Genomic DNA, 16,924 nt, shown 5'->3' with positions numbered 1-16,924 from the left:
GTCCTGGATAAGGCCCGCGGGGTGGCGTGATTCACTGGTCAGGCGGGTGCCACGCGGTTCACACGGCTTGACGGACTGTGGGTATCAGCGCACCATGGAGGTGTCGCCAGTCGCGCCCATCTGTGTCCAGTCGAGTCCTGGACATGGAAAATCTGCATCCACAGCACGTCCCCGGGTGCAGGAGTTTGTGCTCACGCGTGTCCGTGGGCATAACTGTGTGCGGTACCACTGGGCGCGCGTTTGGCCGGCCTTTCCGGCAGCGCTTTACAAGGAGACGAAATGGCGAAGGCCCTCTACGGCCACGTAGGTGCGGCGCCCGACCGGCGCCTGCTCGACGAGGTCACCCGACTGCGTTCCAGGGTGCAGGCTCTGGAGTTCGAGATCACCCGCCTCCGGGCGGAGAACGATCGTCTCGCGGCCGCCGCCGCGGAGGCAGACGATCTTCTGCGGCTGACCGAGCCGGCGCTGACCTGAGCTTCACCGGGCGCCGTGACCCGGCGCCCACATCCCCTCGCACCACGTGACGCACCCCGCAAAGCGCGCCTCCACAGCACCAAGTGGCGGCGCGCATCTTTTTGCTCCTTCTGCGCCGCGCCCGTAGCGCCAATTCCGACAAACGTGCCGGGTCGGGTCGAGACCGGCACGATCCGGGACGCGCGGCGTGCACGGACATGGCGTGCGCCTGCGGGTAACCTGCTGACCAGCAGACCACCGCCGACCCCCGGAGATCCGTGCACCTCAAGAGCCTGACGGTGAAGGGTTTCAAATCCTTCGCCTCCGCTACGACGCTGCGGCTGGAGCCGGGCATCACCTGTGTGGTGGGCCCCAACGGCTCCGGCAAGTCCAACGTCGTCGACGCCATCGCGTGGGTCCTGGGTGAGCAGGGCGCCAAGGCGCTGCGCGGCGGCAAGATGGAGGACGTCATCTTCGCGGGCACCGCCGGGCGGGCCCCGCTCGGCCGCGCCGAGGTGACCCTGACCATCGACAACGGCGACGGCGCCCTGCCCATCGACTACACCGAGGTCTCCATCACCCGCCGGATGTTCCGCTCCGGCGAGAGTGAGTACGAGATCAACGGCAGCTCCTGCCGCCTGCTCGACATCCAGGAGCTGCTCAGCGACTCCGGCATCGGCCGCGAGATGCACATCATCGTCGGCCAGGGCCGGCTCGACGCGATGCTGCACGCCAAGCCCGAGGACCGCCGCTCCTTCATCGAGGAGGCGGCCGGCGTCCTCAAGCATCGCAAGCGCAAAGAGAAGGCGATCCGCAAGCTCGATGCGATGCAGACCAACCTCAACCGGCTCAACGACCTCACCGCCGAGCTGCGCCGCCAGCTCAAGCCGCTGGGCAAGCAGGCCGAGGTGGCCCGCCGCGCGGCCGGCATCCAGGCCGACCTGCGTGACGCCCGGCTGCGGCTGCTCGCCGACGACCTGCACACCCTGCGCACCACGCTGGACAAGGAGATCGCCGACGAGTCGGCGATGCGCGACCGCCGCCAGCAGGTCGAGGAGGAGAACCGCGAGATCCAGCGCTGGCTCGCCGACCTCGAGGCCGCGCACGCCGAGGACGCGCCGCTGCTGGCCGCCGCCCAGGACACCTGGTACAAGCTCTCCGCCCTGCAGGAACGCTTCCGCTCCACCGAGCAGCTCGCCTCCGAGCGGTTGCGGCACCTCGCCGCGGCGCCGGACGACGAGCGTACGGGCCGCGACCCGGATCAGCTCGAGGCCGAGGCGGAACGGGTCCGGGAGCAGGAGGAGGAGCTGCGCGAGGCCCTCACCGACGACCAGATGCGCCTGGCCGAGGCGGTCGAGCACCGCCAGGAGCTGGAACGGCAACTGCTGCAGGCCGAGGGTGCGCTGCGGGCCGCCGCGAAGGCGATCGCCGACCGCCGCGAGGGACTGGCCAAGCTCACCGGCAACGTGAACGCGGCCCGGGCCCGTACCGGAAGTGCCGCCGAGGAGATCGAGCGGCTCGCGGTCGCCCACAACGACGCGCTCATGCGGGTCGAGGCCGCCCAGGCCGAGGTCGACGCGGTGTCCGCGGAGTCCACCGAGGCCGATCGCGACAACGCCGAGCTCGACGAGCGGCACGCCGAGGCCGTCGCCGCGCACGACCGCGCGGCCGCGGTCGTCAAGGAGCTCTCCGACGCCGAGCGGGCGGCCGAGAAGGACGCCGCCAGCTGGAAGGCCCGCGAGGAGGCGCTCGCCCTCGGCCTGCGCCGCAAGGACGGCGCCGGCGCGCTGCTCGGCAAGGCCGACCAGATCCCCGGCCTGCTCGGCAGCCTCGCCTCGATGCTCACCGTCCGGCCCGGTCACGAGGCCGCGCTGGCCGCGGCCCTGGGCGTGCTGGCCGACGCGGTCGCGCTGACCGGCATCGACGAGGCCGTCGAGGCCATGCGCACCCTGAAGATCGCGGACGCCGGCCGGGCCGCGCTCGTGGTCGCCGCCCCGGCCGCGCCGGGCATGCAGGGTTCGCTCGACAGCCTGCGCCCGGCTCTGCCGGAAGGCGCCGTGTGGGCGCCCGACGTCATCGACTGCCCCGACACCATCCGCCCGGCTCTGAACAAGGCGCTGCGCGACGTCGTGCTGGTCCCCGACCTGGCCGCCGCGACCCGCCTGGTCGCGCAGAACGCCGAGCTGCGCGCGGTCACCCCCGACGGCGACGTGCTGGGAGCCCACGCGGCCGCCGGCGGTTCCGGCAAGGCCACCAGCTACATCGAAGTCCAGGCCGCGGTCGACGAGGCCCGGGCCAACCGGGAGACCGCCGAGGAGTCCATCGGCGTCCTGAAGGGCCAGCTCGCCGACGCCCGCGCCGAGGTCGCCGAGCTCAAGGAGGCCGTGGCCGTCGCGGCCGCCGCCAAGCGCGCCGCGGAGGGCGAACGCAACGCCGCCGCCCGCCGCCTCGCCGAGCTCGGCGCCGCCGCCCGGTCCGCCAAGGCCGAGTCGGAGCGCCTGGGCGCCTCCCGGCAGAAGGCCGAGGCCAACCGCGACCGCGACCTGGCCGGGCTGGCCGAGCTGGAGGAGCGGCTGCGGCTGGCCGAGGCCACCCCGATCGACGAGGAACCGTCCACCGAGGAACGCGACACCCTCTCGGCGCTGGTGCCGCAGGCCCGGCAGAACGAGATGGAGGTCCGGCTGGCCGTCCGGACCGCCGAGGAGCGGGTCTCCTCGATCGCCGGCCGGGCCGACTCCCTGCTGCGCCAGGCCACGCAGGAACGCCAGGCCCGCGAGCGCGCGGCCGCCCGCCGGGCCGCCCGGGCCCGCGGGGCGGAGATCGCCAAGGCCGTCGCCCTGGGCGCGGCTGCGGCGATGTCGCGGGTCGCGGTCTCGCTGGCCACCGCGGTGGAGGCGCGTGACGAGCTGGCCCGCGCGCGGACCGCCCGCGAGGCCGAGCTCCAAGAGGTACGCGCCAGCGCCAAGCGTCTGGTCGCCGAGCTGGAACGGCTCACCAACGAGGTGCACCGCGACGAGGTGGCCCGGGCCGAGCAGCGGCTGCGCATCGAGCAGCTCGAAGCCAAGGCGGCCGAGGACTTCTCCCTCGACGTCGACACCCTGGTCGCCGAGTACGGCCCCGACCAGCTCGTCCCGCCCACCCAGGCCGAGGCCGCGCAGGCGGAGAAGGACGGCAAGGAGCTCCCCGAGCCGGTGCCGTTCCACCGGCCGACCCAGGAGAAGCGGGCCAACAAGGCCGAACGCGACCTGGCCCTGCTGGGCAAGGTCAACCCGCTGGCCCTGGAGGAGTTCGCCGCGCTGGAGGAACGCTTCAAGTTCCTCTCCGACCAGCTCGAGGACCTGAAGGCCACCCGCAAGGACCTGCTCACCGTGGTCAAGGACGTCGACGACCGGATCCTGGAGGTCTTCACCTCGGCCTTTGAGGACACCGCGCGCGAGTTCCAGTCGGTGTTCCAGGTGCTCTTCCCGGGCGGCGAGGGCCGGCTGGTGCTCACCGACCCCGAGGACATGCTGACCACCGGCGTCGAGGTCGAGGCCCGCCCGCCGGGCAAGAAGATCAAGCGGCTGTCGCTGCTGTCCGGCGGCGAGCGCTCGCTGACCTCGGTCGCCATGCTCGTCGCGATCTTCCGGGCCCGGCCCAGCCCGTTCTACATCATGGACGAGGTCGAGGCCGCCCTCGACGACGTCAACCTGGGCCGGTTGATTACGCTCTTCGCGCAGCTGCGGGAAAAGAGCCAGCTGCTCATCATCACGCATCAGAAGCGCACGATGGAGGTCGCCGACGCCCTCTACGGCGTCACGATGCGTGCCGGCGTCACCCAGGTCATCAGCCAGCGGCTGAACCGAGAACCGGAGGATTAACCCTTCATGCTCCGCCAACCGGCCCAGGCCATGCTCATCGACCTGGACGGCGTACTGCGCCGCTGGGACCCCGCGGTGCCGGCGGCGGTGGAGAAGTCGTACGGGCTCGCGCCGGGCACCCTGATCGAGACGGCGATGAGCTGGGAACTGCTGCGTCCCGCGGTGGCCGGCGAGATCACGGACGCCGAGTGGATGCGCCTCGTGGCGACGCGCCTGCCGTTGCCGGAGGCCGACGCCAAGGCGGCGGTCGCGCAGTGGCAGGAGCACCGGGGCACGATCGACCAGGAAGTGCTCGACTTCGTCCGCTCGGTGCGGGCGGCGGGACGCCCGGTGGGTCTGGCGACGAACGCGACCGACCTGCTCCGGGGCGACCTGGCCGAGCTCGGCCTGGCCGAGGAATTCGACACGGTGATCAGCTCGTGGGAGCTGAAGGTGCACAAGCCGGCGCCGGAGTTCTTCACCCAGGCCTGCGCGGCCCTGAACGTCGAACCGCCGTGGGTGCTGTTCGTGGACGACGACGACCGGGCGGTACGCGGTGCCCGCGCGGCGAAGATGCCCGCGTTGCGCTGGACCGGGCCGCAGGACCTTCCTTATCTACGTAAGGCGCTCGGTCTGCCCGCCTGACCGCCGCGCCAGTCTGATCTTTCCGTGGCGACGTAGGCTGGCCGCGGCTGAGAGGATGTCGATGCGTAAGACGCTGCTCGGGGCGGTTGTTCTCGTGCTCGCCCTGCCGGGCTGCTCCGCGGACGGCGGCACCCCGGCGGCGCCGGCCCCGTCAAGCGCCGCTCCTTCCGCTCAGCCGAGCGCCAGCTCGGGCATCGGCAGCGCGCCCCCACCGGCCGGCGCGCTGGACGGCAAGCGGCAGGTCTTCTTCCTGCCCCGGCTCGACGACAACGAACTGCCGGACTCGGTGCTGGCCGTGACCGCCGCCGGCCGCATCCAGGTGACCGACGACTACGCCGACCGGGCGCTCTTCGTGCCGGTGCCCAAAGCCCGCGGAGCCAAGGAACGCCTGATCAAGACTGGCACACTGCGGGCCGGCGGCGAGCCCTTCTGCCTGCAGGTGCAAGGCAGCGGGTCCGGCCCGCTCACCGTCGTCACGGCGGCGTGCGACGCCGGCGAGCCGAAGCAGCTCTTCACCTTCGAGCCGGCCGGCCAGGACGACGAGGGCCGCACCACCTACGCGGTGCGCAACCGGGACGCCTTCCTGCAGTGGCATCCGCTGGGCGCGGCCGGGCTGGTCGCCGAGAAGGTCGACGACAGCCAGATGGAGACGACCTTCTCCCTGCAGGACCAGGGCGCCGCCGCGTTGCCGAAGGGCAACTGAGCCCGCTCAGTCGCCGGTGACGCCGTCGATGCGTTCGCGGAGCAGGTCCGCGTGGCCGTTGTGGCGGGCGTACTCCTCGATCATGTGCAGGTAGACCCAGCGGAGACTCACCACCGGCCGCCGCTCGGTCGAGAACTCGTGCTCCAGCGGAAGGTCGGCGACCGCCGCATCGGCCGCCTCGATCTCGGCGAGGAGCGTGGCGTGGTCGGCCGCCGCGTCCGCCTGCTCGATGTCGTCGAAGTCGCCGTCCTCGTTGGTGTCCGAGCAGTAGATGTCCGAGACCTTCTCGCCGGCCGCGTTGATCCGGAACCAGCCGCGTTCGACCTCGGCCAGGTGGCGGAGCAGGCCGAGCAGCGACAGCTTCGAGGGCTCGACCGAGCGCAGCTTGAGCTGCTCGGCGGTCAGCCCGGCGCATTTGGTGAGCAGGGTCTGCCGGTGCAGGTTGAGCCAGCCCTCGAGCATGGCTCGCTCGTCGCCGGTGAAGGGCTCTTTGACACGGTGCGCCGGGGGCGCGGTCCAGGAAGTCACAAGGTCATCCTGGACCGTGCAGGTGGACATCCGCCACCGCATAAAGGTGGCCGTCCCTGGTCGTTCCCTCGACCCGTACGTCGGCCCGGGCGCCGGAGTGCCGCAATGTGCTCACCGCGTTGCCGAAGTACGGCCCGGCCAGCCGCCGCCAGCGCACCGACGGGCGGCGTACCCCGGCGCTGCGGGCCACCCCACGGACGCCCTTGGCCGCCAGCCGTGACCAGCTGAAGCGCATCAACGGCCGCATGACCGTCGGCACCTGGTTGTGGATCGGGGAGCACGTGAGCTGGTGCACGGGCGTCGTCACGGCCGGTCCGAGGTCGGCGCGGGCGACGTACGAGTGGTGCACGTCGCCGGACAGCACGCTGATCGAGGCCGGTGCCGCGTACGCCCCGCCGGCGCCGACGCGGTGCCCCGGGGCGTCCGGGCCGCCTTCACCGAGGCGGCGGAACAACTCGGTCAGCGCGTCGAACGAGCGGGTGAACGCCGCCCAGTGCTCCAGGTCGAAGGCCCGGCGGACGCGTTCGGCCAGGGCCGCGCGCCGGGCCCCGGACGAGTCCGCGAGCCGTTCGTTCCAGGCTTCCAGGTGGTGGATCGCCGGGGGCATCAGCCACGGCAGGGAGGAGCCGACCACCAGGTGGTCGTAGTCGCCGTGGGCCTGGTCGACGAACCAGCCCCACTCGGCCGCGGGCAGTATCTCCCGGCGGCCCGGGGTGAGCACCCGGTTGCAGCGGTTGTCCAGCATGATCAGCCGGGTCCGGCCCACATCCAGGGCGAAACTCCACTGGTACGGCCGGTCGGTGTTCTCCGCCGAGGACGGCTTGTCGACCGAGATGCCGAAGTCGTGCAGCAGCGACGTGGCGTCCTCGGCCGCGGTGATCTTGGCCAGCAGCGGGTCGGCGCGCAGCTCGTCCGGGCTCATGTTGCCCAAATGCTGGTAGACCCAGTACGAGGCCAGCCCGCCGGCGATCCGCTCGGACCACCACTGCTGCGACGACATGTCCGCCCGCCAGGACGCCGAGGTGTTCCAGTCGTCGATGATCTCGTGGTCGTCGAAGATCATCACGCAGGGCACGGTGGCCAGCAGCCAGCGCACCTCCGGATCACGCCAGGACTCCAGGTAGAGCTTCGTGTACTCGTCGAAGGAGACCACTTCGTCGGCCGGGCCGTGGTGGCCGGCCGAACGGCGGCGACGCAGGAAGCGGCGCACCTTGGCCGAGGTCTTGTCGGCGTAGACCTGGTCACCGAGCAGCACGATCAGGTCGGCCCGCAGCTCCGGCGAGCGGGGGTCGGTCATCAACCGCCGGGCGTACGCGTCCAGGGCGTCCGGTGGCAGCTTGCGCCCGGTGGCGTGCGGGGTGGCCTCGCGGCAGGAGCCGAAGATCATGCTGACCGGCTGACCCGCGTCCTCGGCCTCGCGGGTGACGATCACGCTCGGCGGGTACGGCGACTCCGGCTGCGGCCACACCTGCCGGTCACCCAGCCACACCTGGTATTCGCCGGCGGTGCCCGGGACCAGCCCTTCCACGATCACGATCGCGTAGTGGTGGCCGTAACAGGAGAAGGTCGGCGCGGTGCCGGCGCCGCCGGTCGCGACCTCGACGCGGACCTCGGCCGGGGCGGTGGTCTCGACCCAGATCGTCGCCTGGTCGCCGACCACGCGGCGCAGCACGGGCCCGATCAGCAGGTGGGCGGTCAACGGTTCACCGGGTGGCGCGACATGCAGCCATCCTCCCCGAGTGGTCCCGGCTTCCGCCAGCGTGCGTTCGGACAGCGGGAGGTCACAGGGCGTGGCGGGGGACACGGACGGGTGGCGCCACGGGCCCCGCGGACATCTGTCAGGATTTCGGAATGGAATACGTGGTCGCCTCCCTCATCCTGCTGGCGGTGCTGGTGGTCGGGGCCATCGGTCTGGTCGTGCCCCGGCGCCGCAGGCGCGAGTTGCCGCCGACCGGTGGCTCCGCCACCACCACGCTCGAGCGCCCGCCGACAGCCCCGGTCGAGGAGCCGACGCTCCCGCCGCTGCCGGACGAGCTGCCGCCGCTGGTGCAGGCACCGACGATCGAGAAGCCGGAGCCGACCGCCGGCCGCCTGGTGCGGCTGCGGGCCCGGCTCAGCCGGTCGCAGAACGTCTTCGGCAAGAGCCTGCTCAGCGTGCTCTCCCGCGATCATCTCGACGAGGACGCCTGGGAGGAGATCGAGGACAGCCTGATCTCCGCCGACGTCGGCGTCGAGGCCACCCAGGCGCTGGTCGAGCGGCTGCGGGAGCGGGTCCGGGTGCTGGGCACCCGGACCGTCGCCGAGGTACGCGAGCAGCTCGCCGAGGAGCTCACCGCCGCTCTCGAGCCGGGCATGGACCGCAGTCTGCGCACCGCCCCGCACGACGGCCGGCCCGCGGTCGTGCTGGTCGTCGGGGTCAACGGCGCCGGCAAGACCACCACCTGCGGCAAGGTGGCCCGGGTGCTGATCGCCGACGGCCGTACGGTGCTGCTCGGCGCGGCCGACACCTTCCGCGCCGCGGCCGCCGAGCAGCTCGCCACCTGGGGTGAGCGGGTCGGCGCCGAGACCGTCCGCGGTCCCGAGGGCGGCGACCCGGCCAGCGTGGCGTTCGACGCGGTCAAGCGCGGCATCGACACCGGCATCGACACCGTGCTGATCGACACCGCCGGCCGCCTGCAGAACAAGGTCGGCCTGATGGACGAGCTGGGCAAGGTCAAGCGGGTCGTGGAGAAGCACGGGCCGGTCGACGAGACGCTGCTCATCCTGGACGCCACCACCGGTCAGAACGGTCTCGAGCAGGCCCGGGTGTTCACCGACGTGGTGGACGTCACGGGCGTGGTGCTCACCAAGCTGGACGGCACGGCCAAGGGCGGCATCGTCATCGCCGTGCAGAACAAGCTGGGAATTCCCGTCAAGCTGGTCGGTCTGGGCGAGGGCCCGGACGATCTGGCGCCGTTCGAGCCCGCTGCCTTCGTCGAGGCCCTGCTTGGCACCGACGCGTAGTCTCGGGGGCGGCAGGCCCGCACCGCGGGGCACTTCTAGGGGAGGTCGTGGGTGACGCAGGAACGCGACCTTCGCGAGATCCCGCTCCACGGCGGCAACGTCAGCACGGTGTCGAAGGTGGGCGACACGGTCCGCCGCAACGCCGGCCCGTGGACCCCGGCCGTGCACTCGCTGCTCAACCATCTCCAGCGGGTGGGCTTCACCGGCTCGCCGCACGCCCTGGGGATGGACGACCGCGGCCGTGAGGTCCTGTCGTACCTCGACGGCGAGTGCGGCGAGTATCCGCTGGCCCCGCACTGGACGACCGAGGAAGCGCTGGTCACGGTGGCCACGATGCTGCGCATGTTCCACGACGCGCAGTACGGCTTCCAGCCCCCGCCCGGGGCGGTCTGGCGCTCGTTCGGCCCGCCGCCGCCGGACACCGAGGTGATCTGCCACCACGACGCCGCCCCGCACAACGTGGTCTGGCGCCCGGACGGCACGCTGGCCCTGATCGACTTCGATCTGGCCTCGCCCGGCGCCCGGATCTACGACGTCGCCTACGCGGCCTGGACCTGGGTGCCCCTGTTCAGCGACCGGGACTCGTACACGCTGGGCTGGAAGAGGCCGAACAGGCCGCGCCGGCTGCGGTTGTTCGCGGACGCGTACGGGTTGATCCCGCGCGACCGGCACCGCCTGGTCCGCACCATCCGCAAGCGGATCGTGGACCACGTGGAGGGCATCCGCCGGATGGCCGCCGCCGGTGACCCGGCGTTTGTCCGGATCGTGCACAAGGGCCACCTGCGCCGCCCGATGCGTGACCTCCGGCTGCTCGACTACGAGCGGCACACCCTGGAGTACGCCCTCCGCTGACCCGGTGCTGTGAGAGTTTCTTCACACGTACGAAACAAGCCGTCACTCGTCGGAAACCGCGCGTACACCATGCGCGAAACAGCGGAGCGAAAGGCTTCCGCCCGAACCGGCCAGCAGGGCGACGTTGCTCTCTGGGCCGTGTGGGAGGACACCTTTATCCGAGAGGAGGCAGCGTGGAGATCAACACCGGCAATACCGCCTGGTTGCTCCTGTCGTCTGCGCTCGTTCTGCTTATGACTCCGGGCCTGGCGCTGTTCTACGGTGGCCTCAACCGGTCCAAGGGCGCCCTGAACATGATGATGATGAGCTTCTCGAGCATCGGGCTCATCTCCATCCTGTGGGTCCTTTACGGCTTCACCCTGGCTTTCGGCACCAACGACAGTTCCGGCACCAACCACGTCATCGGCAGCTTCAGCCAGTACTTCGGCACCGGCACCAGCTGGATCGGCGAGGAGTGGATGGTCGCGGGGGCCGGCACCGGCATCCCGACCTACGTCTTCATGGTCTTCCAGATGATGTTCGCCATCATCACCGTCGCCCTGATCAGCGGCGCGGTCTCGGACCGCCTCAAGTTCGGCGGCTGGGTGCTGTTCGCCCTCGGCTGGTTCACCCTGGTCTACGTCCCGGTCGCGCACTGGGTCTGGGGCGGCGGCTGGATCGGCGTCAACCTCGGCGCCCTCGACTTCGCCGGTGGCACCGCGGTGCACATCAACGCCGGCGCCGCGGCGCTCGGCCTGATCCTGGTCCTCGGCAAGCGCGTCGGCTGGCCCCGCGAGGTCATGAAGCCGCACAACGTGCCGTTCGTCGCGCTCGGCGCCGGCCTGCTCTGGTTCGGCTGGTTCGGCTTCAACGCCGGCTCGGAGCTGACCGTCGACAGCATCACCGCGGTCGCCTTCGTCAACACCCAGGTCGCCACGGCGGCCGCCCTGCTCGGCTGGATCGTCGTGGAGTGGCTCCGCGACGGCAAGCCGACGCTGGTCGGTGCCTCCTCCGGCGCGGTGGCCGGCCTGGTCGCCATCACCCCCGCCTGTGGCTTCATCGCCCCGCTGCCCGCGGCCGTGCTCGGCATCATCGCCGGTGCCGTCTGCGCGCTGGCGGTCGGCCTGAAGTACAAGCTCGGCTACGACGACTCGCTCGACGTGGTCGGCGTGCACTTCGTCGGTGGCTGGATCGGTTCGCTGGGTATCGGCTTCTTCGCCACCAGCCAGGTCAACGCCGTGGCTGCCCGGGAGAGCCTGTTCTACGGCGGCGGCGTCGACCAGCTGTGGCGCCAGTTCGTCGGCAGCCTCGCCGTCACGGTCTACTCGCTCGTGATCGCGGTCGTGATCGCCCTGATCCTCAAGGCCGTCAAGCTGCTCCGGGTCGACAGCGACACCGAGGTGTCCGGTATCGACGTCGGCGAGCACGCGGAGAGCGCGTACGACTTCTCGCCCACCACGGGCTCGGGCGGCGCCTTCGCGATGGCCGGGATCACGCCGCCGGCGGGTAGCACTGACGGGAAGTCTTCCGTCAGCGAAAAGGTTGCCGGTTAATTTCACCCCATGGCTGCGATGGAGGGACTGAGCATGAAGCTGGTGACCGCGGTCATCAAGCCGTACCAGCTCGACGCGGTGAAGGAGGCTCTGCACGCGCTCGGCGTGGCGGGTCTGACCGTGAGCGAGGTACAGGGGTACGGACGGCAGAAGGGCCACACCGAGGTGTACCGGGGTGCCGAGTACACGGTGGAGTTCCTGCCCAAGATCAAGGTTGAGGTGCTGACCGACGAGATCGACGTCGAGAAGGTCGTCGACGCGGTGGTCACCTCGGCCCGGACCGGCAAGATCGGTGACGGCAAGGTCTGGGTGACGTCCGTCGAGGACGTCGTCCGGGTCCGCACCGGCGAGCGCGGCCTCGACGCGCTCTGACCATCGACAACTACATGTCTTACGTGGTCAGCGAGCCGTCGGCGCCACCTCAGGTGCCGTCCGGCGGCTCGCTGGACACCCTTCGTGAACACATCGGCGCTGCCGCCCGGGCCGACCGGGCCGCGGCGCTCGATGCGTGGCTGGCCTCGATGTTCCCCGCCCACCTGCCCGGCGTCAGCCTGGTCGCCGTGGGTGGCCTGGGCCGCCGGGACTGCGCCCCCTACAGCGACCTCGACCTGGTGCTGCTGCACAACGGGACGGCCGGCATCGACCGGATCGCCTCGGCCCTCTGGTATCCCATCTGGGACGCGCGGCTGGGCCTGGACCACTCCGTGCGCACCCTGCCCGAGGCGCTCTCCGTCGCCCATGACGACGTCAAAGTCTCGCTCGGCCTGCTGGACGCCCGGCACATCGCCGGTGACGCCGCCCTCTCCGCCGAGCTGATCGCCGCCACCTCGGACCAGTGGCGGCGCACCGCCGTACGGCTGCTGCCCCAGCTCAAAGAGCTCACCGCGAGCCGCTGGGCCACCCACGGTGAGCTGGCCTTCCTGCTCGAGGGTGACCTCAAGGAGGCCGCCGGCGGCCTGCGTGACCTGACCATCCTGCGCGGCATCGGCCGGGCCGGGGTCGCCGACACCATGCGTCCCGCCGTCCGCGCCGCCAACCTGCGGCTGCTCGACACCCGCGACGCCCTGCACCTCGCCGTCGGCCGCCGCGTGGACCGGCTGGTCGCCCAGGAACGGGCCGCGGTCGCCGAGCTGCTGGAGGTCGACGACGGGGATGCCCTGCTGCGCCGGGTGGCCGGCGACGCCCGGACCATCGCGCACGCTCTGGACGACGCCTGGCGCGCCGCCGACCGGCTGCGCAACGGCCGCCGCCGCGGCGCCCCGGCCGGTGCGGCCGTCCGCCGCCCGGTGGCCCGGGACGTGGTGGAGCAGGACGGCGAGCTGGTGCTGGCCCGTACGGCGATCGGCCCGGTGCCCGATCCCAGCCTGTCGTTGCGGGTCGCCGCCGCGGCCGCGACCGTGCGGCTGCCCATCGCCCGCGCGACCTGCGAATGGCTCGCCGCCTTCTGCCCGCCGCTGCCGACGCCGTGGCCGCCCGCGGCCCGCGCCGCGCTGGTCTCGCTGCTCGGTTCCGGCCCGGGGCTGCTGCCGACCTGGGAGGCCTGCGACCGGTACGGCCTGATCGACGCCTGGCTGCCGGAGTGGGCCCGGCTGCGCAGCCTCCCGCAGCACCACCCGATCCACCGCTTCACCCTGGACCGGCACCTCGTCCAGGCGGCGTACGAGGCCAGCGCCTACACCCGCGAGGTGGACCGCCCCGACCTGCTGCTGATCGGCGCCTTCCTGCACGACGTCGGCAAGGGCCTGCCGGGCGACCACAGTGTCGTCGGGGCCCCGATCGCCGCCGAGATCGCCACCCGGATCGGGCTGCCGCCGGCGGATGTCGCCACGGTGGAGAAGCTGGTCCGGCTGCACCTGCTGCTGCCCGACGTGGCCACCCGCCGGGATCTCAGCGACCCGGTCACCATCACCACCGTCGCGGAGGCGGTCGGCGACCCGGCCACCCTGGACCTGCTGCACGCCCTGGCCCGGGCCGACTCGCACGCCACCGGACCGGCCGCCTGGTCGGACTGGAAGGGCCGGCTGATCGCCGAGCTGGTCCGCCGGGTGCACACCGCGCTGGACACGGGGGCGCTACCCGGGCCGCCCGAGCCGGACCCGGAGTTGCTCGTGGGCGAGCTGCCCGCCGTACACCTGGACGGGGATGTGGTCGCGGTGGCCACGGCCGACCGCCGGGGCCTGCTCGGCTCGGTGGCCGCGTGCCTGGCCATGCACCGCCTCGACGTGATCGGGGCCGACGCCAGCACGGTGGACGGCCGGGCGATCGTCGAGTTCCGCACCCAGCCGCGTTACGGCTCCCCGGCGGATCCGGTGGCGCTCGCCGCCGACCTGCGCCGGGTCGCCGCCGGGGACGTGTCGGTGACCCAGCGGCTGCGGGCCCGGGCGATGTCGGCCCGCGGCGGTGCGGCTCCCCGGGTGGTCTGGCACCGCGCGGCGGCCACCGACGCGGTCGTGCTGGAGCTGCGCGCAGCTGACTCCGCGGGTCTGCTCTTCCGAGTCGCCAGCGCACTCGACGACGCCGGCGCCGAGGTGCGCGCGGCCCGCATCTCCACCCTGGGCAGCGACGTGGTGGACGCGTTCTACCTGGTCGGCGCCTGGGCCGAGGCATCCGAGCGGGAACGCGTGGAAGCCGCCGTCCTCGCGGCGGTCTGACCAACCCGTCACCTCGATCGGCTTGCTGACGTTGCGCCTGGCATCCAGGGCGTATGTGCCGCCGCGGTCTGAGGCCGTCACCTCGATCGGCTTGCCGACGTTGCGCCTAGCGACATCCAGGGCGTACGTGAAGAGGTCTGTTGCCGCATGGGGGAGACACCCGGTCTGCTCGACGACTACCTGCGAGTCGCCCGCTACCACGTCCGGATGGCTGTCCCGCCGACCGCGGTCCGGATCCGTTCGCTCGGGGCGCGGCAGCTGCTCGCCCGCTCCGGGCTCGGTGAGTCCGACGCGTCCTACGCCGACCTGCTCGCCGCGGCCCGCACCGGGGACACCCGCTGGCTCAAGCAGCGCCGGCGCGCGGTCAAGCCGGCCGTCCTGGCCGGACTGGCGCAGACTTTGGCCCAGCAGGACATGCTGCCGGAGGACCGCACCGACGCACTGGCCCTGTACGAGCTGATCCGCACCGCGCTGGGTGCCGACGCGCTGCCCGCCGCGCACCAGGGCCTGCACGTCCAGCTCGCCCTGGCCTGGCAGGGGGCGAACCGGGCCCGGCCGTTGCTCGCGGCGTACCGGCGGATCACCGACAGCGTGCGCGCGGATCTCGAACTCGACCTGGCCAATCCGTTCGCCGGCACCGGACCGGTGATCGGCTGGCTGACCGCCTTCCGCAAGCTGCTGCCGGAGCCGCCGCTGGCGCTGGAGCACAAGGCCGGGGTGCCGCCGTTCGACCGGCTGACCGTGGCCACCTCGGTCGCCGGCATCGACGAGCCGCAGCGGATCTCGGTCATCGTCACCGCGTTCCACCCCGACGAGGGCCTGATCACCGCCGTACGCTCGATCCTGGACCAGTCCTGGCGCAACGTCGAGGTGATCATCGTCGATGACGCCTCGCCGCCGGAGTACGACGCCGTGCTGGCCCGGGCGGTTGCGCTGGGCGGGCGGATCCGGCTCGTCAAGCAGCCGGAGAACAGGGGCACCTACGCGGCCCGCAACGCCGGCCTGGACGCCGCCGAGGGCGAGTTCGTGGCGTTCCAGGACTCCGACGACTGGTCCCATCCGCGCCGGCTGGAGTTGCAGGTCAGGCCGCTGCTGGAGGACCGCCGGCTGGTCGCCACCACCTCCGACGGCCTCGGCGTCTCCGAGGAGCTGCTGGTCACCCGGCCCGGGGTGCGCCGCAGCCGGTTCAACCCGTCGTCGTTGCTGTTCCGCCGCGGCCAGGTGACGGACCGGCTGGGCTACTTCGATCCGGTGCGCAAGGCCGCCGACTCCGAGTACATCGGGCGGATGGTGGCGGTCTTCGGTGCGGCCGCCGTACGGCACCTCGACTCGCGGCCGCTCGCGTTGATCCGGCTGGCGCTGGGTTCGCTGTCGCGGGCGGAGATCCGGCCGTACTGGATGCACCCGGCGCGGACCGCGTACATGTCGGCGTACCAGCGCTGGCACTCGCGGATCGCTGCCCGGGCCGCCGATCCGCTGCGCCCGCGCGACGGCAGCCGCCGGCCCTTCGCCGCCCCCGACCATCTGCGGCTGGCCCGCGGTGAGGCGGCCGGGCGGCCCGAGTACGACGTCGTGCTGGTCGCCGACTGGCGTTTCCTGCAGGGCGCGCAGCAGTCGGGACTCCAGGAGATCCGGGCGCTGATCGCGCGCGGCCTGCGGGTCGCCGTGATGCAGATCGAGTCGCTGCGCCCGCCGGCCCGGCGCCGCTGGCCGCTCTGCGCGCCGCTGCAGCAGCTGGTCAACGACGGCCGGGTGGACCAGCTGCTGCCCGGTGACGAGAACCGCGCCGAGCTGATCATCGTGCGGCACGCCGCGGTGCTGCAGTTCCCGCCCGACGACCCGTGCCTGCTGCGCGGCCGGCAGGTGCTGATCGTCGCCGACGAGGCACCCGGACGGCTGGCCGACGCCGACCGCCGGTACGTGCCCGCCGACTGCTCCCGGGCCGCGCTGCGGATGTTCGGCACCGAGCCGCTCTGGTGCCCGCAGGACCCACAGGTACGGGCCGTGCTGCGCAGTGAGACCGTCGAGCTGACGCCGTACGACCTGCCGGCTGTGGTGGACGGGGAGCGGTGGTCGGCCGGGCGGGACGGGGCCGGCAAGTGGCCGGCCGTGGTCGGCACCGACCTCAGCGACGAGGGGGTCTGGCCCGGGGACGTGCGGGCGGCGCTGACCGTCTACGACGAGGTCGGCGAGTGGGACGTGCGGTTGCGGCTGCCGGACTGGCCGCGTACCGGATATCACCCCGGCGGCCCGCGGTCCCGGCTGGTCTACGACGCCGGTGATCTGGATCTGCGGACCTTCGTCCATCAGCTCGACTTCTACCTGCACTTCCCGAGCGCGGACCGGATCGAGACGTTCTCCCGCCCGGCCCTGGAAGCAGCGGCCCTGGGCTGCGTCGTGGTGATGCCCGAGCGGCACGCGGCGGTGTTCGGCGACGCCGCTGTCTACTGCGGACCGGGCGAGGCCGAGGCGATGATCCAGCGGTACCACGCGGACCGTGAGCTCTACGCCGAGCAGAGCCGCCGGGCCCGGGCCGTCGTCGCCAAGGCGCACGACCCGCAGCTCTTCGTCGACCGCATCGCTGGAATCGTCACCGCGCCGCACCCGGTCGCCCCGGCCCAACGCGGCGCGTTGATGGCCCGACCGTAACGGCGGTGTCGCCGCGGGCGTTAGGCGATCGTGTTGACCCGCGCCGGGCCCGGCGCGCATGACTCTGGA

12 protein-coding genes are annotated in these 16,924 nt (G+C 72.3%); 10 read left to right on the top strand and 2 right to left on the bottom strand.

Annotation, left to right across the window (positions count from 1 at the left end):
• Positions 1–279: 279 nt before the first annotated feature.
• From ACQP2Y_RS39950 to ACQP2Y_RS39935, 4 genes are all read left to right on the top strand, one after another.
• Positions 280–474, top strand: a complete 195-nt coding sequence (locus ACQP2Y_RS39950) for a hypothetical protein (RefSeq protein ID WP_125804837.1) — start codon at positions 280–282, stop codon at positions 472–474.
• 257 nt (positions 475–731) lie between these two features.
• Entirely contained in the window at positions 732–4,313 is a 3,582-nt protein-coding gene (gene smc / locus ACQP2Y_RS39945; protein WP_433721540.1) for a chromosome segregation protein SMC, read from the top strand.
• 6 nt (positions 4,314–4,319) lie between these two features.
• Positions 4,320–4,937 (top strand): HAD family hydrolase, encoded by a 618-nt coding sequence (locus tag ACQP2Y_RS39940; protein WP_433721539.1) that lies wholly within the window; start codon positions 4,320–4,322, stop codon positions 4,935–4,937.
• 61 nt (positions 4,938–4,998) lie between these two features.
• The gene (locus ACQP2Y_RS39935; protein WP_433721538.1) at positions 4,999–5,640 is read left to right on the top strand and encodes a hypothetical protein; all 642 of its coding nucleotides are present in this window, start codon (positions 4,999–5,001) and stop codon (positions 5,638–5,640) included.
• Positions 5,641–5,646: 6 nt separating this feature from the next.
• Here ACQP2Y_RS39935 and ACQP2Y_RS39930 read toward each other — a convergent pair whose 3' ends face one another.
• Together ACQP2Y_RS39930 and ACQP2Y_RS39925 are read right to left on the bottom strand one after the other, a co-directional pair.
• Positions 5,647–6,198, bottom strand: a complete 552-nt coding sequence (locus tag ACQP2Y_RS39930) for a DinB family protein (protein ID WP_433721537.1) — start codon at positions 6,196–6,198, stop codon at positions 5,647–5,649.
• Positions 6,173–7,867, bottom strand: coding sequence for an alkaline phosphatase D family protein (locus tag ACQP2Y_RS39925; protein ID WP_433721536.1), 1,695 nt, complete (start codon positions 7,865–7,867; stop codon positions 6,173–6,175). The genes ACQP2Y_RS39930 and ACQP2Y_RS39925 overlap by 26 nt, the downstream gene beginning before the upstream one ends.
• A gap of 152 nt (positions 7,868–8,019) precedes the next feature.
• Between ACQP2Y_RS39925 and ftsY the strand changes: the two genes are divergently transcribed.
• The 6 genes from ftsY (at position 8,020) to ACQP2Y_RS39895 (ending at position 16,855) form a co-directional block, all read left to right on the top strand.
• Positions 8,020–9,171, top strand: a complete 1,152-nt coding sequence (ftsY, locus tag ACQP2Y_RS39920) for a signal recognition particle-docking protein FtsY (protein WP_433721535.1) — start codon at positions 8,020–8,022, stop codon at positions 9,169–9,171.
• Between the two features lie 51 nt (positions 9,172–9,222).
• On the top strand, positions 9,223–10,023 hold the full coding sequence (locus ACQP2Y_RS39915; protein ID WP_212992098.1) for a phosphotransferase: 801 nt from the start codon (positions 9,223–9,225) through the stop codon (positions 10,021–10,023).
• 173 nt (positions 10,024–10,196) lie between these two features.
• The gene (locus ACQP2Y_RS39910; protein ID WP_433721534.1) at positions 10,197–11,555 is read left to right on the top strand and encodes an ammonium transporter; all 1,359 of its coding nucleotides are present in this window, start codon (positions 10,197–10,199) and stop codon (positions 11,553–11,555) included.
• Positions 11,556–11,588: 33 nt separating this feature from the next.
• A complete protein-coding gene (locus ACQP2Y_RS39905; protein WP_199752384.1) occupies positions 11,589–11,927 on the top strand; it encodes a P-II family nitrogen regulator in 339 nt (112 codons plus the stop codon).
• A 14-nt stretch (positions 11,928–11,941) separates the two neighbouring features.
• The gene (locus tag ACQP2Y_RS39900) at positions 11,942–14,206 is read left to right on the top strand and encodes a [protein-PII] uridylyltransferase (RefSeq protein ID WP_433721533.1); all 2,265 of its coding nucleotides are present in this window, start codon (positions 11,942–11,944) and stop codon (positions 14,204–14,206) included.
• A 147-nt stretch (positions 14,207–14,353) separates the two neighbouring features.
• On the top strand, positions 14,354–16,855 hold the full coding sequence (locus tag ACQP2Y_RS39895; protein WP_433721532.1) for a glycosyltransferase: 2,502 nt from the start codon (positions 14,354–14,356) through the stop codon (positions 16,853–16,855).
• Positions 16,856–16,924: the final 69 nt, after the last annotated feature.

Origin of the sequence: Actinoplanes sp. CA-051413 (genome assembly GCF_050955795.1) — a bacterium.
Taxonomy (GTDB): Bacteria; Actinomycetota; Actinomycetes; order Mycobacteriales; family Micromonosporaceae; genus Actinoplanes.
Note: the sequence above shows the minus strand (reverse complement) of the source record. Positions and strands in the feature narration are given on the sequence as shown.